Below are 16513 nucleotides of genomic sequence, written 5' to 3' on the forward strand. Positions count from 1 at the left end.
TACCGGCGGAGGGGCCGCAAATTAGCCGCCGGAGCGGGCGTGGGCAAGGCCTGTGGACAACCCGGGGTACGGCCGTCGGCCCGTTGTCCACAGGGGCGTTCCGGGCCGCCCCGGGCCGCCTAACGTCGTCGGCGTTCGGTGTCCCCCGCCCCCCGCCGGCCCCTCGGCCGGCGCGGTCGCCGCCCGCCGTCGCCGGCCGACGGCGCCGAGTCAGGAGGAGCTCCCCGATGGAAGGCGAGCCGTTCACCGTCCGCCCGGACCTGCTGCGGGAGGTGTCCAGGGCGCTGGGCGACGACGCGTACCGGCTGGCGCGCGGGCTGGCCGGAGTGCCCGGGCTGCTGGTGCCCGCCCCCGGCTGGCGCGCGGCGTCCGCCCTCGCCGGGCTGGAGTCGGCGGTGCACGCCTGGTGCGGCGCGCTCGGCGCGCGGGTGGCGGCCACGGCCGGGGCGCTGGCCACGGCCGCCGACGGGTACCAGGCGGTCGACGAGCGGGCGGCCCGCCGGCTGACCGCCCTGCCCCGGTGACCGGCCCTGCCCCGGTGACCGGCCCGGCGCCGAGCCGGCCCGGTCCGGGGAGCCGCCCGGCGGGAGGTCGACCCGACCCGGCGGGACGCCCGGCGTCCGCCGGCGTCGGCAACGGGTACGCCCGGCTCTGGGCTGCCGACCCGGCCGGCTGGGCGGCGGCCGGCGCGGCGTGGTCGGGGCTTACCGGGCTGGTCGACCGACGGGCCGCGGCGCTGGAGGGGGCCGCCGGCAGGCTGCGGACCGGGTGGACGGGCGCGGCGGCGGGGTCGGCCGGCGGACGGGTCGACGCGCTGCGGGGTCAGCTGACCGCCCTCGCGCCGGCGGCGATCGAGGTCGACCAGGTGCTCGCCGAGTTCGCCGGGCGGCTCCACCTGGCCAAGGCCCGGCTGGCGGAGGCGGTCGCCCTGGCCGACGCCGGTGGGGTGCGGCTGGACCGGCAGGGGCGGGCGGCCGTGGACCCCGCGGCGGCGCGGCCGGTCGAGTCGGCTGCCGTGGCGCGCGTCGCCGCCGCCGTGGCCGCCGCCCTGGAGTCGGCGGACGCGGCCGACCGGGAGGCCGCCGGCCGCCTCGACGAGTTGGCGGCGGCGGCCGGCGCCGGCTGGCTGGCCCCGCCCCCGCCCTGGCGGCCGGCCCCGGGCACCGACCCGGCGACCGTCCGCTCCTGGTGGGCCGGGCTCACCGCCGCCGAGCGCCGGTGGCTGGTGGCCCGGGAGCCGGAGTTGGTCGGTCGCCTCGACGGCGTGCCGGCGACCGCGCGGGACCAGGCCAACCGGCTGCTGGTCGGGCAACGACGGGAGGTGCTGCTCGCCGAGCGGAGCCGGCTGCTGGGCCGGCTGCCGGGCGGGCCGCTGGAGCTGGCCGGGCTGGCCCGGGTCGAGGCGAGCCTGTCCGGTCTCGACGCGCTGACCGCGCGGCTGGCCGGCGGCGGGCAGCCGCGGGCGTACCTGCTGGGGCTCGACCCGGGCGGGGAGGGCCGGGCGATCGTGGCGCTGGGCGACCCGGACCGGGCGGACCGGGTGCTGACGTACGTGCCGGGGATGACCGCCGGCCTCGCCGACGCCACGGGCGAGCTCGGCCGGGCGGCCCGGGTGCGGGACCGCTGCGCGGCGCTGGACCCGACCGGGTCGACGGCGGCGGTGCTGTGGCTCGACTACGACGCGCCCGACTTCCTGCACGAGGCGGTCCTGCCCGGCCAGGCCCGGGACGCCGGCCCGGCGCTGCACCGGTTCCAGGAGGGGCTGCGGGCGACCCACGACGGGCCGCCGGCCCGGCAGACGGTCCTCGGGCACAGCTACGGGTCGCTGGTGGTGGGCACCGCAGCGCGGGACCACGGGCTCGCCGCCGACGCGCTGGTCTTCGTCGGCTCGCCCGGCGTCGGCGTGGACGGGGCCACCGGGCTGCGCCTGCCGGCCGGCGAGGTCTGGGCGAGCACCGCGCCCGACGACGTGATCCGGCTGGCCCGACCCCCGGACGCGCTGGCCCGGCGGATCCTGGTCGGGGCCGGGCCGCTGGCCGCCGTGCTCGCCGGCCCCGAGGACCATGCCCTGTGGTTCGGCAGGGATCCGACCGACCCCGGGTTCGGTGCGCGCACGTTCCCCAGCGGCCGGTACGGCCACACCGGCTACTGGGAACCCGGCAACCCCGCCCTCGACGGCATGGCCCGCATCGTGCTCGGCCGTTGACACGGCGGGCGCCCCGACGCCGCCGACCGGATGCCGCCATGTCGGCGCCATGGCGGGGTCCCGGCCGCCGGAATACCGCCACGTCGGCGCCATGGCGGGCGGGTACCGGCCGCCGGCCACCCCCGGCGGGGCCCGGCGGGCGGCTATTCCACGGTGACGGACTTGGCCAGGTTGCGGGGCTGGTCGACGTCGTGGCCCCGGGCCGCCGCGATCTCGGCCGCGAGCACCTGCAACGGCACGGTGGTCACCAGCGGCGCGAGCAGCGTCGGCGTACGCGGCACGTAGATCAGGTCGTCGGCGTACCGGACCACCGACTCGTCGCCCTCCTCGGCGATCACGATCGTCCGGGCCCCCCGGGCGCGGACCTCCTGGATGTTGGAGACGACCTTGTCGTGCAGCACGCCCCGGCCGACCGGGGACGGCACGATGCAGATCACCGGCGTGCCCTTGTCGATCAGCGCGATCGGGCCGTGCTTGAGCTCGCCCGCGGCGAAGCCCTCGGCGTGCATGTACGCCAGCTCCTTGAGCTTGAGCGCGCCCTCCAGGGCCACCGGGTAGCCGACGTGCCGACCGATGAACAGCACGGTCGGCTCCGACTTGATCTGGCGGGCCAGCTCGCGGACCGGCTCGATCCGGTCCAGCAGCTCGCGCAGCTTGCCCGGCATCTGGTGGAGCTGGTCCACCACGGCGGCGACCTCGTCGGCGAACTTGATCCCCCGGACCTGCGCCAAATGCAGGCCGATCAGGTAGCAGGCCACGAGCTGGGTCAGGAACGCCTTGGTGGAGGCGACCGCGATCTCCGGCCCGCCGTGGGTGTAGAGGACGGCGTCGGACTCGCGCGGGATGGTCGAGCCGTTGGTGTTGCAGATGGCCAGCACCCGCGCCTTCTGCTCCTTGGCGTGCCGCAGCGCCATCAGGGTGTCCATGGTCTCGCCGGACTGCGAGATGACCACGATCAGGGTGGACCGGTCGAGGACCGGGTCGCGGTAGCGGAACTCGCTGGCCAGCTCCACCTCGCAGGGGATGCGGGTCCAGTGCTCGATGGCGTACTTGGCGACCAGCCCGGAGTGGTACGCGGTGCCGCACGCGACGATGAAGATCTTGTCGACGTCGCGCAGGTCCTGGTCGCTCAGGCGGACCTCGTCGAGCACGATCTCGCCGCTCTCGGTGAGCCGGCCGAGCAGCGTGTCGGCGACGGCCTGCGGCTGCTCCTCGATCTCCTTGAGCATGAACCAGTCGTAGCCGCCCTTCTCGGCGGCCGACGAGTCCCAGTCGATGTGGAAGTCCTTACCGGCCGCGGGCTGGCCGGCGAAGTCGGTGATCTCGATCGTGTCGGCGGTGATGAGGACGATCTGGTCCTGGCCGAGCTCGACCGCGTCGCGGGTGTGCTCGATGAACGCGGCGACGTCGCTGGCCAGGTAGTTCTCCCCCGCGCCCCGGCCGACGACCAGCGGGGAGTTGCGCCGGGCGCCGACCACCGCGCCGGGCACCTCGGCGTCGACGGCGAGCAGCGTGAACGCGCCCTCGAGGCGCTGGCACACCGCACGCATCGCGGCGGCCAGCAGCTGCGGCCCGTTCGCCTCGCCCGCGGCACGCAGGTCGGCCAGCGCGGCGGAGAGCAGGTGGGCCGCGCACTCGGTGTCGGTGTCGCTGTGGAACTGGACGCCCTCGGCCTCCAGCTCGGCGCGGAGCTTGGCGAAGTTCTCGATGATCCCGTTGTGGATCACCGCGACCCGGCCGTCCGCGGCGACGTGCGGGTGTGCGTTGCGGTCGGTGGGACCGCCGTGGGTGGCCCAGCGGGTGTGCCCGATGCCGGTGGTGCCGTCGCCGATGCCGATCGGGCTCGCGGCGCAACCGTCCGGGTCGGTGGCGGACCGCTCGGAGAGCACCTTCTCGAGATTGGCCAGCTTGCCCGCCTTCTTCTCGATCAGCAGCTCGTCCTCGCAGACGACGGCGACGCCGGCCGAGTCGTAGCCGCGGTACTCCAGGCGGCGCAGCCCGTCGAGCACGATGCCGAGCGCCGGGCGCGCCCCGGCGTAACCCACGATTCCACACATGGTCCGCAGCCTAACCCAGTTTCGCTCATCGTGTGTGCGCAGAAGCCAGGTAAACAAACACCGAATTTGATCGAACGGCGGAAAGTCGTGCTCGGGGGGAGGTTGCCGGGGCGACGCGGCTTCCAGGGCATTCCGGGGCGTATCCGGTCTGTTCGGGGGATCGGTGATGGCCGGCGCGGGACCGCCGGGGCCGGCCAACTGGGCCCGACCACGTACATTGGGGGCCCCTCGGGGAAGGCGGCCCGGCAGCGGGGGCCGGCGTCCCCACCCCGCACCGCGGTCCCGGCCGCGCCCCTCGCCGGAGGCGCTCATGTCCGAGGCGTCGTCCTCCCCCGAGCCGGCCCCGTCCAGCGGCTCCTCCCCCGAGCCGACCCCGTCCGGCGGGTCTGAGCCGGCCGGCCCATCCGGTTGGCCCGACCCGACCGGCCCGTCGACCCCGGAGCCGCCCGGCCCGGCAGGCTCGCCGTGGTCGCCGCCGGACCCGCTGGCCCCGCCGCAGGCGTGGACCGCTCCGGACCCGTGGGTGGCGCCTGCCCCCTGGTACCCGCCGCCCGCACCGACGGGCACCGAACCGCCCGCGGCGGGGCCCGTTCCGCCGCCCCCCGCCGGGGCACCCTGGCCCGGGTACGTCCGGCCCGGCTGGCCGCCGGCGGGGTACCCGCCGCCGTACGCGTACCCCGGGCGGCCGCCGGCGCGCTCCGGCTCCGACCGAACCGTGGTCGGCCTCGTCATCACGCTGGTCGTCGTGCTGGTGGTCGGGCTGTGCGGCTGCGCCTGCGTGGCCGGCGCCCTCGTCGGCCTCGGCGAGGACCGGGCGGCATCGGAGGAACCCTGGTACGACGACCCGTACGACGACGGCCGGTACCACGAGGACGGAACCCCGTCGCCCGACCCGACCACCTTCGCGGCGGACCCGACCAAGAAGCCGATCACCCGGCCGACCTCCGGGCCGGCGCCGGTGACCGTGGTGTACGAGGTCACCGGGGCGGGCCGGGCCGACATCGCGTACTTCGACGCCGAGAGCGACCTCATCCACGTCGACGGGGCGAAGCTTCCCTGGCGCACCACGATCCGTACCGACGGCAAGAGCCGGGTCATGGTGGAGGCGACCTGGTCCGGCGACGAGAACGGGCCCCTCACCTGCCGGCTGACGGTCACCGGCGCTGGCAAACCCGTCATCAAGGTGCAGCAGGGCTACTGGAACACCGCCTGCCGGCCCGAGTGAGGGGGTAGGCCCCGGGCGGGGCTGCCCGTAGGCTGGCCGACGTGACGACAAGCGCCGATGTCGACCCGCTGGTGGCCCGGATGCGGCCGTTCGGGACGACCGTGTTCGCCGAGATGTCCGCCCTGGCCGTGCGCACCGGCGCGGTCAACCTCGGCCAGGGCTTCCCCGACACGGACGGTCCGCCCGAGATGCTCGCCGCCGCCGCCGAGGCGCTGCGCGCCGGGCAGAACCAGTACCCGCCGGGCCCGGGCGTCCCCGCGCTGCGCGCCGCCGTGGCCGCCCACCAGAGCCGGTTCTGGGGCCTGGAGTACGACCCGGACGGCGAGATCGTCGTCACCGCCGGGGCCACCGAGGCGATCGCCGCCAGCGTCCTGGCCCTCTGCGAGCCGGGCGACGAGGTGGTCTGCTTCGAGCCGTACTACGACTCGTACGCGGCCTCGATCGCGCTGGCCGGGGCGGTCCGGCGGCCGGTGACCCTGCGGCCCGGCCCGGACGGCCGGTACGTCTTCGACCCGGACGCGCTGCGCGCCGCGTTCGGGCCGCGGACCCGGCTGGTGCTGCTGAACTCCCCGCACAACCCGACCGGCAAGGTCTTCACCCCCGACGAGCTGGCCCTGGTCGCCGAGCTGTGCCGGGAGCACGACGCGTACGCGGTGACCGACGAGGTGTACGAGCATCTCGTCTTCGCCGACGCCGCCGCGCCGCACGTCCCGCTGGCCACCCTGCCCGGCATGCGCGAACGCACGCTGCGCATCTCCTCGGCCGGCAAGACGTTCTCCTGCACGGGCTGGAAGGTGGGCTGGGTCAGCGGTCCCGCCCCGCTGGTGTCGGCGGTGCTGCGGGTCAAGCAGTTCCTCACGTTCGTCAACGCGGCGCCGTTGCAGCCGGCCGTCGCGGTGGCCCTCGCCCTGCCGGACGCGTACTTCACCGAGTTCGCCGCCGGCATGCGGGCCCGGCGGGACCAGCTCGCGGCCGGGCTGACCGACGCCGGGTTCGACGTGCTCACCCCGGAGGGGACGTACTTCGTCACCGCCGACGTCACCCCGCTCGGCGGGCGGGACGGCATCGAGTTCTGCCGGTCGCTGCCGGAGCGCTGCGGGGTGGTGGCCGTGCCAACGCAGGTCTTCTACGACGACCCGGAGGCGGGCCGGCGGCTGGTCCGGTTCGCCTTCTGCAAGCGGCCCGAGGTGCTCACCGAGGCCGTCACCCGGCTGCGCACGCTGCGCACCGGCTGACCCGCCGGCCCGCCACGTCAGCCGGCCGCGCGGGTCGGCGCCGCGCCCGGCTCGGGGGGCGCGGCCGGGCTCCGGTCCCGCGCGAGCGTGGCGAGCAACGCGCCGCCGTCGGCCAGCAGCACCTGCTCGGCGTCGTCCACGAACGCGAGGTCGGCCTCGACGTGCCGGCTGGCCGCGGAGAGCAGCAGCCGCACGACCGGGTCGTCGGCCCGGCGGCGCAGGCCGTCGAGGTTGCGCAGCTCGCGCATGAGGTGGCCGCGCTGGTTGCCGAGCACCGTGCGGACGGTCTCCGCCGAGCCTGAGCGCGCGGCGGCGGTGACCTTGAGGAAGAAGTCGTCCCGGAAGCCGCCGCCCCGCGCGCTGGGCTCGCCGAGCCAGCGTTCCAGCTCGGCCCGCCCCTCGGGGGTCAGCTCGTAGACCACCCGGTCGGGCTTCACCGGCTGGGCCTGCCGCTCGGCCACGACCAGGCCGTCGCGGGAGAGCCGGTCGAGGATCTGGTAGAGGTGCCCGATGTTCAGGGGCCCCCACTGCGGGCCGACCGCCTCCTCGAACGCGCCCTTCAGCTCGTAGCCGTAGCTGGGGCCGCGTGCGAGCAGGGCCAGGACCGCGTGCTGGATCGCCACCGTCTCCTCCGTTCCGGCCCGGTCCGGCCACTTTCCGACTCGAGCCTTGCATTGTCACAATGTATCGCGCACAGTGTGGTGCAGCACACGGGGAGGCGCGACATGCTCAACATCATCTGGCGACAGCTGCGCGGCCGTGCGGGACGGTCGGTGGCGCTGCTGGTCGGCGTACTGGTGGCGACCACCGGCTTCGTCGTCCTGACCGGCACCACCACCGCCTCCCGGCTCGCCGTCACCGGCACCGTGGAGCAGAGCACCCGGGCCGCGTACGACATCCTCGTCCGGCCCAAGGGCGCGCGTACGCCCCTGGAGGCCGAGCGCGGGCTGGTCCAGCCCAACTACCTCTCCGGCCTCTTCGGCGGCATCACCACCGCCCAGTACGACCAGGTGCGGGCCGTACCGGACGTCGACGTGGCCGCGCCGATCGCGATGCTCGGCTACTCCACGAGCCCCGTCCCCGTCGACCTCGACCTGACCGACGCCGTCGACCGCTCGCTCGACCGGCAGGTCATCCGGATCGACCCCCGCTTCGTCGCGGAGCGCGGCCTCTCCACCGCGAACGGCCGGGCCTGGTACGTATACGTCACCAAGCACCCGATCATCCACCCCCGCGACGACGTGGTCATGAGGCCCGAGGCCACCCTCTACACCAACGGCAAGACCTATCCCTGGTACGACGAGTGCGGTTCCGCCCCGCGGGAGGTCCTGCCCGGCGGCCACACCCGGGCGATCTGCGACCCCAGGTACTACATGGGCGCTCTGGGCGCCTACTCAGAGCGGGAGACCTGGTCGGTGCTCGCCGTGCGGCTGCTGCCCGACGGCCGGTTCGAGGCCCCCGACTCCTTCTTCGGCGGCGACGAGCAGGCGGTGTCCGCCTCGGACCGGCTCCGGATCCGGTACCACGTGACCGTGCCGTACCTGCTGGCCGCGGTGGACCCGGCCGCCGAGGACCGGCTCGTCGGCCTGACCGGGACGGTGGTGGACGGGCGGGCGCTCCGCCCCGACGACCCGGTCAGCGAGAAGCGCGACGCCACGACCGACCACCTGACCATCCCGGTCCTCACGACCAGCCGTCCCTTCCTCGACGAGGAGCTCCGCGTCAGCCTCGCAAGGCTGCCCGCCACCCGGCCGGCCGGCGTACCGCTCAAGGATCTGGAGCGGGAGCTGCGGCGGGGGCCGGCGATCCCCGCCGGGGACGCCAGCGCCGACGTGATCTCCGGCTGGCGTTCCCGACTGGCCGAGGGCGTCTCCCCGACCGGCTGCTGCTTCGGGCAGCTCATGACCGTCGTGCAGGCCGGGCCGACGGAGTACGACCGGCTCCCCGACGGCACCCTGCGGGTCCGCCCGCTCCCGCCGGCCGACCCCAAGGTGTACGGCGAGCAGCAGGAGTTCACCCCGTACCCGCGCCCCTGGCTGACCGGGGACGCGGGCGCCCGCCCGCTGCGCAAGCAGTCGCTGAAGAAGTGGACCGGGAAAGCTCTCTGGCGCCAATGGCGGGCGGTGGGGGTCTTCGACCCGGCGAAGCTGAGCGGGTTCAGCGACCTCGGCAAGGTGCCGCTGGAGACGTACGAGCCGCCGCGGGCCGTCGGCGCGGACGCCGCGAGCCGGGACGCGCTGGGCGGGCAGCCGTTGGAGCCGAGCGGCAACCCGGCCGGCTACCTCTCCGCCCCGCCGCTGCTGCTGACGAACCTGGCGAGCGTGCCGAAGCTGCTGGACGGCGGAGGCAGCCCCCAGCTGAAGGCCCCGATCAGCGCGATCCGGGTCCGGGTCGCCGACGTGGCGGGCTACAGCGAGCGCTCGGCGGAGCGGGTCCGGCTGGTCGCCGAGCAGATCGCCACGACGACGGGGCTCGACGTGGACATCACCCTCGGCTCGTCGCCCGCCGCGCAGACCGTGGAGCTGCCGGCGGGGTCGTTCGGCCGGCCCGCCCTGCGGCTCACCGAGAACTGGTCGGCCCTCGGGGTCGCCTCGGTGATCACCAAGGCCGTCGACCGCAAGAGCGTCGCGCTGTTCCTGCTGGTGCTGGTGGTCTGCGCGCTCTTCCTCGGCAACGCCGTGTCCGCCGCCGTCCGGGACCGCCGCTCGGAACTGGCCGTGCTCGCCTGCCTGGGCTGGCCGGCCCGGCGGATCGGGGCGCTGATCCTCGGCGAGGTGGCCGTCCTCGGGCTGGCCGCCGGGCTGCTCTCGCTCGCCCTGGCGTACCCGCTCGGCGCCGCGCTGGGCATCGGGGTCGGCTGGCGGGCGCTGCTGTCCGTACCGGTGGCCCTGCTGCTGGCGCTGGTCGCGGGGCTGGCGCCGGCGCTGCGGGCCGCCCGCGCCCACCCGGCCGCCGCGCTGCGTCCGCCGGTGGCGCAGGCCCGCTGGGTACGCCGCCCGCGCGCCCTGGCCGGCCTGGCCCTGGCCAACCTCGCCCGCACCCCCGGACGCACCCTGCTCGGCGCGGGCGCGCTGGCCATCGGGGTGGCCGCGCTGACCCTGGTCGCCGCCGCCGCGTACGCGTTCCGCGGGGCGATCGTCGGCAGCCTGCTCGGCGACACGGTGTCGCTGAGCGTGCGCGGCGCGGACACCGTGGCCGCCGTCGCGACGGTGCTGCTCGGCGCGGCGGCGGTGGCCGACGTGCTCTACCTGAACATCCGGGACCGGGCCGCCGAGCTGGCCACCCTGCGCGCGGTCGGCTGGACCGACGCCGCGCTGGGGCGCCTGATCGGGTACGAGGGGTTCCTCCTGGGCGCGCTCGGCGCCCTCGCCGGGGCGGCGCTCGGCCTGGGCGGGGCGGCCTGGCTGGTGGGCGACCTGCCGGCGGCGCTGGTGCTGGTCGCCGCCACGGTGGCCGCCGCCGGGGTGCTGGTCGCCTGCGCGGCGGCGCTGATCCCGGCCGCGCTGCTGCGCCGCCTCCCGACCGCACGACTACTGGCAGAGGATTGACCATGGACGCGACCACAGGCAGCACGGTCCGGACGCAGGCGCTGGTCCGGCAGTTCCGCACCGGCGCCGAACGGCTCACCGCCGTCGACGAGGTGTCGGTGGAGATCACCGCCGGGTCGGCGGTGGCGTTGACGGGGCCGAGCGGCTCCGGCAAGTCGACGCTGCTGCACCTGATCGGGGCGATCGAGCAGGCCGACGGCGGCACCGTGACCGTGGACGACACGGAGGTCACGGCCCTGCGGCGCGCGGCCCTCGCCCGGTACCGGCAGCGGGTCGGCTTCGTCTTCCAGCGCTACCACCTGCTGCCCGCGCTGACCGTGCTGGACAACGTGATCGCCCCGGTGCTGCCCCGACGCGGCCGCGCCGACCACGTGGCCCGCGCCCGGGAGCTGCTCGACGCGGTCGGCCTCGCGGACCGGGAGCGGGCGCTGCCGGCGCAGCTCTCCGGCGGCCAGCAGCAGCGGGTCGCCATCGCCCGCGCGCTGATGGGCGAGCCCCGGCTGCTGCTGGCCGACGAGCCCACCGGCAACCTCGACTCGGCCACCGGCGGTCAGATCCTCGACCTGCTGCTCGACCTGCGCGAACGGCACGGCATGACGGTCCTGCTGGCCACCCACGACCCCGCCATCGCCGCCCGGTGCGACCGGCTGCTCCGGCTCGGCGACGGCCGGATCGTCGAGGACCTCGACCTCACCGGCGGCGAGGACCCGGCCGACACCTACGACCGGGCGACGCGCCTGCGCCTCTGACCGGCGACCGCGGTGCCCGGTCCCGGCGCGGTCCCGGCCCGGGGCCGGGCACCGGCGGGTCAGGCGGTGGGACTGGCGGCCCGGACCCGGTCGGCGATGCGCTCGGCGACCTCCCGGGCGGTCGTCTCCGTGGCCGCCTCCACCATCACCCGCACCAGCGGCTCGGTGCCCGAGGGACGCAGCAGCACCCGGCCACTCTCGCCCAGCTCCGCCTCGGCCCGCTCGACCTCGGCCCGGACGGCCGGCGCGGCGGCGCCGACGGTACGGTCCCCGACCGGCACGTTGATCAGCACCTGGGGCAGCCTGGTCACCACCGCGGCCAGTTCGGCCAGGGGCTTCCCGCTGGCGGCCATCCGGGCCATCAGGTGCAGCCCGGTCAGCACCCCGTCGCCGGTGGTGGCGTACGCCGGCATGACGATGTGCCCGCTCTGCTCGCCGCCGAGGGCCAGCCCGGAGGCGCGCAGCTCCTCCAGCACGTACCGGTCGCCGACCTTGGTCTCGACCAGCCGGATGCCCTGCGCGGACATGGCCAGGCGCAGGCCGAGGTTGCTCATCACCGTGGCGACGAGGGTGTCGTCGGTGAGCTCGCCGGCCTCGCGCATGGCCAGGGCGAGGATCGCCATCACCTGGTCGCCGTCGACCTCGTCGCCGTCGGCGGTGACCGCGACGCACCGGTCGGCGTCGCCGTCGTGGGCGATGCCCAGGTGGGCGCCGTGCTCGACCACCGCGGCGCGCAGCGCCTCGATGTGGTTCGACCCGCACTCGTCGTTGATGTTGAGCCCGTCCGGCTCGGCGTGGATCGCGACGACCTCGGCCCCCGCCTCCCGGTACGCCACCGGCGCCACCTCGGCGGCCGCGCCGTTGGCGCAGTCGACCACGACCTTGATCCCGTCGAGGCGGTGCGGCACCGTGTTGACCAGGTGCTGGACGTAGTGGTCGGCGCCGTCGAGCAGGTCGTGCACCCGCCCCACCCCGGCGCCCGTCGGCCGGTCCCACGCGCTGGCGGCGTTCGCCTCGACGGCCGCCTCGATCCGCGCCTCGATCTCGTCCGGCAGCTTGTGCCCGCCGGCCGCGAACAGCTTGATCCCGTTGTCGGGCATCGGGTTGTGCGACGCGGAGAGCATGACGCCCAGGTCGGCCTTGGCCTCGGCGGTGAGGAACGCCACCGCCGGGGTGGGCAGCACGCCGACCCGCACGACGTTGGCGCCGGCGCTGGTGAGTCCGGCCACCACGGCGGCCTCCAGCATCTCGCCGCTGGCCCGGGTGTCCCGGCCGACGACGGCCAGCGGCGGATGGCTCCGGTCCGACTCGGCCAGTGTGTGGGCGGCGGCGACCGCCACCGCGAGCGCCAGCTCGGGAGTGAGATCCGCGTTCGCCCGCCCGCGTACGCCGTCCGTGCCGAACAACCGGCCCATACCCGCCAACCTCCGAGGAAACGGTGCAACCAGGAAAAGCGGAACGGCCGGGCCACCTCCCCGTGGAGGGGAGGCGGACCCGGCCGTCCGTCAGAAGTACAACGCGACGCTGATGATCAGCGCTTCGAGTACTGGGGCGCCTTACGGGCCTTCTTGAGGCCGTACTTCTTGCTCTCCTTGACCCGGGCGTCGCGGGTCAGGAAGCCGGCCTTCTTCAGGGCCGGGCGGTCGTCCGGCTCGCTGACGATCAGCGCGCGGGCGATGGCGAGCCGCAGCGCACCGGCCTGGCCGGTGGTGCCGCCGCCCCGCAGGTTGGCGATGACGTCGAACGCCTCGGCCTTCTCGGCGGTCACCAGCGGATCCTTGATGAGCTGCTGGTGCACCTTGCTCGGGAAGTAGGCCTCGAGGTCACGGCCGTTGCAGGTGATCTTGCCGCTGCCGGGGACGATACGGACCCGGACGATGGCCTCCTTGCGCCGACCCACGGTCTGGATCGGCCGGTCGCCACGGGGCGCGCGGGCGACGGGCGCCGGCGCCTCGGCGGCCTCGGGGGCAACCTCGGTGGCGGTGATGTCGGTCATGCTGATTCCTTCGCCCGCGCTCACTGCGCGATCTGCTTGATCTCGAACGGCACCGGCTGCTGCGCGCCGTGCGGGTGCTCGGCACCGGCGTAGACCTTCAGCTTCTTGATCAGCTGACGGCCGAGCTTGTTGTGCGGGAGCATCCCCTTCACGGCCAGCTCGATGGCCCGCTCGGGACGCTTGCTGAGCAGCTCCTCGTAGCCGACCTGCTTGAGGCCACCCGGGTAACCGGAGTGGCGGTAAGCGACCTTGGTCTGGCGCTTGTTGCCGGTCAGCGCGACCTTGCCCGCGTTCACGACGACGACGAAGTCGCCCGTGTCGACGTGCGGCGCGAAAGTCGGCTTGTGCTTACCGCGCAGCAGAGTGGCGGCGTGGGTGGCCAGGCGGCCCAGCACGACATCAGAGGCGTCGATGACGTGCCACTGACGCTCGATCTCACCCGGCTTCGGGCTGTACGTACGCACAGGTCTACCTTGTCTCGTCGTCGGTCTGGGATTGCGCGCCGAGGTGACCAGGGCTTCCCGGCCGGACCAGCGCGCACGAACGACCAAGCGTACCTGATGTGGCACGCCTCTGGATGTCGTACAACAGCAGGCAACGATACCCGGCGCCCCGTCGGCAGGTCAAAACGGGGTACCACGCCGCGCGGCCTACTCCTTGTCCGATGGTGCAGGTCACACGCCGGACAGCCTACGCGGCCCCGGCCGCAGGTACACCACCCAGGTCACCACGAAGCAGAGGGCGTACCAGCCGATGAAGGTCAGGTAGGCGGCGTCCGCCGTGCCGGAGACGAGGAAGGACTGCCGGAAGGCCACGTTCACCAGCACCCCACCCGAGGCGCCGACCGCCCCCGCGATGCCGATCAGCGCCCCGGACAGCCGCCGGCTCCGGCGCTCGGCCGCTGCCCGGTCCCCGGTCCGCTCCGCCTCGGCGACCGCGCGGGCCCGGAAGATCGCCGGGATCATCTTGTACGTCGACCCGTTGCCGATCCCGGAGAAGACGAAGAGCGCCAGGAACCCGGCGAGGTAGAGCGGGAACGACCGCTCCCGCGCGGCGTACAGCACCGCAGCAGCGCCCGCGGCCATGGCGACGAAGTTCCAGAAGGTGACGCGCGCCCCGCCGAGCCGGTCGGCGAGCTGGCCGCCGAGCGGCCGGATCAGCGAGCCGATCAGCGGCCCGAGGAAGGTCATCCAGGCGGCGTCGACCGGGGTGGGGAACCGGTCGTGGAACTGGAGCTGGAGCACCTGGCCGAAGGCGAAGCCGAAGCCGATGAACGAGCCGAAGGTGCCGAGGTAGAGCAGGGACATCACCCACGTGTGCGGGTCGCGGGCGGCCGTCCGCAGCGCCCCCGGCTCGTTGCGCGCCCCGGGAACGTTGTCCAGCCAGCGCGCCGAGGCGAGGGCCGCGACCACGATCAGCGGCAGGTAGACCGCCGGCACCAGCCGGGGGTACGCGGCGCCGGCGGCGGCCATCACCGCCAGCCCGACGAGCTGCACCGCCGGCACGCCGAGGTTCCCGCCGCCGGCGTTGAGGCCGAGCGCCCGCCCCTTGAGCCGCTCGGGGAAGAACTGGTTGATGTTCGCCATCGAGGAGGCGAAGTTGCCCCCGCCGACCCCGGTCAGGCAGGCCAGCACCATGAGCGTCGAGTACGACACCCCCGGCTCGATCAGCACCGCCATCGGCACCGCGGGCACCAGCAGCAGCAACGCGCTGACGATCGTCCAGTTCCGGCCGCCGAACCGGGCCACCGCCAGGGTGTACGGCAGCCGCAGCACCGCGCCAAGGGCGGCCGGCACGGCGGTGAGCAGGAACTTCCCGGCCGGATCGATCCCGTACTCGGGGCCGAGGAAGAGCACCATCACCGACCAGAGGCTCCACACGGAGAAGCCGACGTGTTCGGCGAAGATCGAGACGTACAGGTTCCGGCGGGCGATCGGGGCGCCGGTGGTCGCCCAGAATTCGGGGTCCTCGGGGCGCCAGTCGGTGATCCGCCGCCGGCGCCCGGGGGCGTCCGGGGCCAGGGACCTGGGGGAAGCGAGCGTGCTCACGGCGACTCCTCCTCGTCGGTGACGAGGGGGACGCTAGGAACGGGCGGTTTCCCGGCGGTGCCCGTCGCGCGTCGGCCCGGAAACGGAGACCGCACGTCCGCCGGGAGCCGGCGGTGAACTTGTCACAACTCCTGGAGGATGCGCAGCGCCCGGCCCACCCGTTGCATGGTCTCGGTGTCGGCCACGTCGACGCACTCGGTGAACCACTGCTTCAGCGGCGAGGAGAGGCGGTCGGGCATCACCACGTGCCCGCCCATGGGCACGGCCAGGGGCGAGTCCCGCAGCAGCGACTCCTCGACCACCTCGGCCACGATCACGATCGGCACGTCGGTGGAGTTGTAGACGTCGGAACTGATGACCAGCCCGAGCCGTTCCCGGGCGCCGGAGATGCGCCAGACCTCTCCCCTACGCAGCACGCGGGCGCCCGCCGCCGAAGAGGGCGTCGTCGACCATGGCGGCCTCCTGGGCGTCGGCCAGGGCGGCGGACTCCAGGTCGATGCCGGAGCGTCCGACTGCGGCGGCGTGCGCGGTGAAGACCTCACGCAGCGCCTTCTCCCGGGCGGCCTGGTCCATCCAGGCGGAGAGGGAGAGGCCCTCCCGCTTGGCGAACCGCCGCGCCTCCTCGATCGTCTCGTCGGAGAACGACAGTGTCACCTTGGCGGTCATGCCGGAGAGATTACCCATTGGTATGACCGCCAGTCATCCCCGCTCGCACCCGTCGGCGAACGGGACAACCCGACCCGCCGGGGCCGTCAGGGGCGGCGGCCACCGAAGACGGCGAAGCGCCACTCCTTGAAGAAGCAGTCCACGTCCGCCAGGCCGGCCTCGGTCAGCCAGCGGCACTGGTCGGCCACCGGCGCCGGGCGGTCGTGGCGCATCCGCTCCCGGGCCGCGGCGATCTCCTCGGCGTCCGAGCCCAACTCGGTGATCCGGGCCGTCCAGACCTCGTCGTAGCGCCTGTCCAGCGCCGGGGTCGGGCCGGCGACCTGCTCGGCGTTGACGAACACCCCGCCCGGCGCCAGCGCCTCGGCCGCCCGCCGGTAGAGCGCCCGCTTGCCGTCGTCGGCGAGGTGGTGGATGGCCAGGGCGGAGACCACCGCGTCGTACCGGCCCGCGGGCAGCGGATCGGTCAGATCGGCGAGCACCGTCCGGTGCGGCACGTCCCGGGCGGCCAGGTGCCCGGCGGCCACCGCGAGCATGCCCGCCGCGCCGTCGACCAGGGTCAGCCGGATGCCCGGGACCGCCGCGGCGAGCAGCAGGGAGAACAGGCCGGTGCCGGCGCCCAGGTCCAGCACCTCGGGGGTACGCCCCGACGCGAGCGCCGCCCGCAGCGGCGGCGCGGCCACCTGGACGGCCGTGCCGTAGAACGCGTCGAAGCAGGGCACCAGCCGGCGCCGAGCCTCGTCGTAGCTGCCCGCGACGGCGTCGAACGCCTCCGCCACACTCATC

General features: G+C 75.0%; 15 protein-coding genes. 6 read left to right on the plus strand and 9 right to left on the minus strand.

Annotation, left to right across the window (positions count from 1 at the left end; all coding sequences use genetic code 11):
- Positions 1-227: 227 nt before the first annotated feature.
- Both ABGB16_RS03595 and ABGB16_RS03600 read left to right on the plus strand, forming a co-directional pair.
- Complete coding sequence (locus tag ABGB16_RS03595) at positions 228-524, plus strand: hypothetical protein (protein WP_347666512.1); 297 nt, start codon at positions 228-230, stop codon at positions 522-524.
- The gene (locus ABGB16_RS03600) at positions 521-2206 is read left to right on the plus strand and encodes an alpha/beta hydrolase (protein WP_347666513.1); all 1686 of its coding nucleotides are present in this window, start codon (positions 521-523) and stop codon (positions 2204-2206) included. Before ABGB16_RS03595 ends, ABGB16_RS03600 begins: the two co-directional genes overlap by 4 nt.
- 143 nt (positions 2207-2349) lie before the next feature.
- On the opposite strand, the gene glmS is transcribed toward ABGB16_RS03600, so the two are convergent.
- On the minus strand, positions 2350-4263 hold the full coding sequence (glmS, locus tag ABGB16_RS03605) for a glutamine--fructose-6-phosphate transaminase (isomerizing) (RefSeq protein ID WP_347666514.1): 1914 nt from the start codon (positions 4261-4263) through the stop codon (positions 2350-2352).
- A 310-nt stretch (positions 4264-4573) separates the two neighbouring features.
- Here glmS and ABGB16_RS03610 point away from each other — a divergent pair, with 310 nt between their 5' ends.
- The gene (locus ABGB16_RS03610) at positions 4574-5488 is read left to right on the plus strand and encodes an MmpS family transport accessory protein (RefSeq protein WP_347666515.1); all 915 of its coding nucleotides are present in this window, start codon (positions 4574-4576) and stop codon (positions 5486-5488) included.
- 41 nt (positions 5489-5529) lie between these two features.
- On the plus strand, positions 5530-6723 hold the full coding sequence (locus tag ABGB16_RS03615; RefSeq protein WP_347666516.1) for a pyridoxal phosphate-dependent aminotransferase: 1194 nt from the start codon (positions 5530-5532) through the stop codon (positions 6721-6723).
- A 17-nt stretch (positions 6724-6740) separates the two neighbouring features.
- On the opposite strand, the gene ABGB16_RS03620 is transcribed toward ABGB16_RS03615, so the two are convergent.
- Positions 6741-7346: a PadR family transcriptional regulator gene (locus ABGB16_RS03620; RefSeq protein WP_347666517.1), complete on the minus strand. Its 606-nt coding sequence runs from the start codon at positions 7344-7346 to the stop codon at positions 6741-6743.
- A 102-nt stretch (positions 7347-7448) separates the two neighbouring features.
- Here ABGB16_RS03620 and ABGB16_RS03625 point away from each other — a divergent pair, with 102 nt between their 5' ends.
- Both ABGB16_RS03625 and ABGB16_RS03630 read left to right on the plus strand, forming a co-directional pair.
- Positions 7449-10271, plus strand: coding sequence for an FtsX-like permease family protein (locus ABGB16_RS03625; protein WP_347666518.1), 2823 nt, complete (start codon positions 7449-7451; stop codon positions 10269-10271).
- 2 nt (positions 10272-10273) lie between these two features.
- Entirely contained in the window at positions 10274-11020 is a 747-nt protein-coding gene (locus ABGB16_RS03630) for an ABC transporter ATP-binding protein (protein WP_347666519.1), read from the plus strand.
- Positions 11021-11079: 59 nt separating this feature from the next.
- Here ABGB16_RS03630 and glmM read toward each other — a convergent pair whose 3' ends face one another.
- From glmM to ABGB16_RS03665, 7 genes are all read right to left on the minus strand, one after another.
- On the minus strand, positions 11080-12435 hold the full coding sequence (gene glmM, locus ABGB16_RS03635; protein ID WP_347666520.1) for a phosphoglucosamine mutase: 1356 nt from the start codon (positions 12433-12435) through the stop codon (positions 11080-11082).
- A gap of 116 nt (positions 12436-12551) precedes the next feature.
- Complete coding sequence (gene rpsI / locus ABGB16_RS03640; protein ID WP_145773639.1) at positions 12552-13016, minus strand: 30S ribosomal protein S9; 465 nt, start codon at positions 13014-13016, stop codon at positions 12552-12554.
- Between the two features lie 20 nt (positions 13017-13036).
- Complete coding sequence (gene rplM, locus ABGB16_RS03645) at positions 13037-13480, minus strand: 50S ribosomal protein L13 (RefSeq protein WP_347666521.1); 444 nt, start codon at positions 13478-13480, stop codon at positions 13037-13039.
- 210 nt (positions 13481-13690) lie between these two features.
- The gene (locus ABGB16_RS03650; RefSeq protein WP_347666522.1) at positions 13691-15064 is read right to left on the minus strand and encodes a nitrate/nitrite transporter; all 1374 of its coding nucleotides are present in this window, start codon (positions 15062-15064) and stop codon (positions 13691-13693) included.
- 122 nt (positions 15065-15186) lie between these two features.
- Positions 15187-15480: a type II toxin-antitoxin system PemK/MazF family toxin gene (locus ABGB16_RS03655; protein ID WP_347666523.1), complete on the minus strand. Its 294-nt coding sequence runs from the start codon at positions 15478-15480 to the stop codon at positions 15187-15189.
- Positions 15470-15730: a DUF6364 family protein gene (locus ABGB16_RS03660; RefSeq protein ID WP_347666524.1), complete on the minus strand. Its 261-nt coding sequence runs from the start codon at positions 15728-15730 to the stop codon at positions 15470-15472. The genes ABGB16_RS03655 and ABGB16_RS03660 overlap by 11 nt, the downstream gene beginning before the upstream one ends.
- Positions 15731-15816: 86 nt before the next feature.
- Positions 15817-16512 carry a class I SAM-dependent methyltransferase gene (locus tag ABGB16_RS03665; protein ID WP_347666525.1) on the minus strand — a complete coding sequence of 232 codons (696 nt, stop codon included), beginning with the start codon at positions 16510-16512 and terminating at the stop codon, positions 15817-15819.
- Position 16513 lies beyond the last annotated feature (1 nt).

It is taken from the genome of Micromonospora sp. B11E3 (assembly GCF_039871625.1).
GTDB lineage: Bacteria > Actinomycetota > Actinomycetes > Mycobacteriales > Micromonosporaceae > Micromonospora.

Excerpts from the sequence above, each read along its gene's own strand:
- glmM (WP_347666520.1), bottom strand. The coding sequence starts at position 12,435 with ATGGGCCGGTTGTTCGGCACGGACGGCGTACGCGGGCGGGCGAACGCG.
- glmS (WP_347666514.1), bottom strand. The coding sequence starts at position 4,263 with ATGTGTGGAATCGTGGGTTACGCCGGGGCGCGCCCGGCGCTCGGCATC.
- ABGB16_RS03630 (WP_347666519.1), top strand. The coding sequence starts at position 10,274 with ATGGACGCGACCACAGGCAGCACGGTCCGGACGCAGGCGCTGGTCCGG.
- ABGB16_RS03665 (WP_347666525.1), bottom strand. The coding sequence starts at position 16,512 with ATGAGTGTGGCGGAGGCGTTCGACGCCGTCGCGGGCAGCTACGACGAG.
- ABGB16_RS03660 (WP_347666524.1), bottom strand. The coding sequence starts at position 15,730 with ATGACCGCCAAGGTGACACTGTCGTTCTCCGACGAGACGATCGAGGAG.
- ABGB16_RS03625 (WP_347666518.1), top strand. The coding sequence starts at position 7,449 with ATGCTCAACATCATCTGGCGACAGCTGCGCGGCCGTGCGGGACGGTCG.
- rpsI (WP_145773639.1), bottom strand. The coding sequence starts at position 13,016 with ATGACCGACATCACCGCCACCGAGGTTGCCCCCGAGGCCGCCGAGGCG.
- ABGB16_RS03595 (WP_347666512.1), top strand. The coding sequence starts at position 228 with ATGGAAGGCGAGCCGTTCACCGTCCGCCCGGACCTGCTGCGGGAGGTG.
- ABGB16_RS03610 (WP_347666515.1), top strand. The coding sequence starts at position 4,574 with ATGTCCGAGGCGTCGTCCTCCCCCGAGCCGGCCCCGTCCAGCGGCTCC.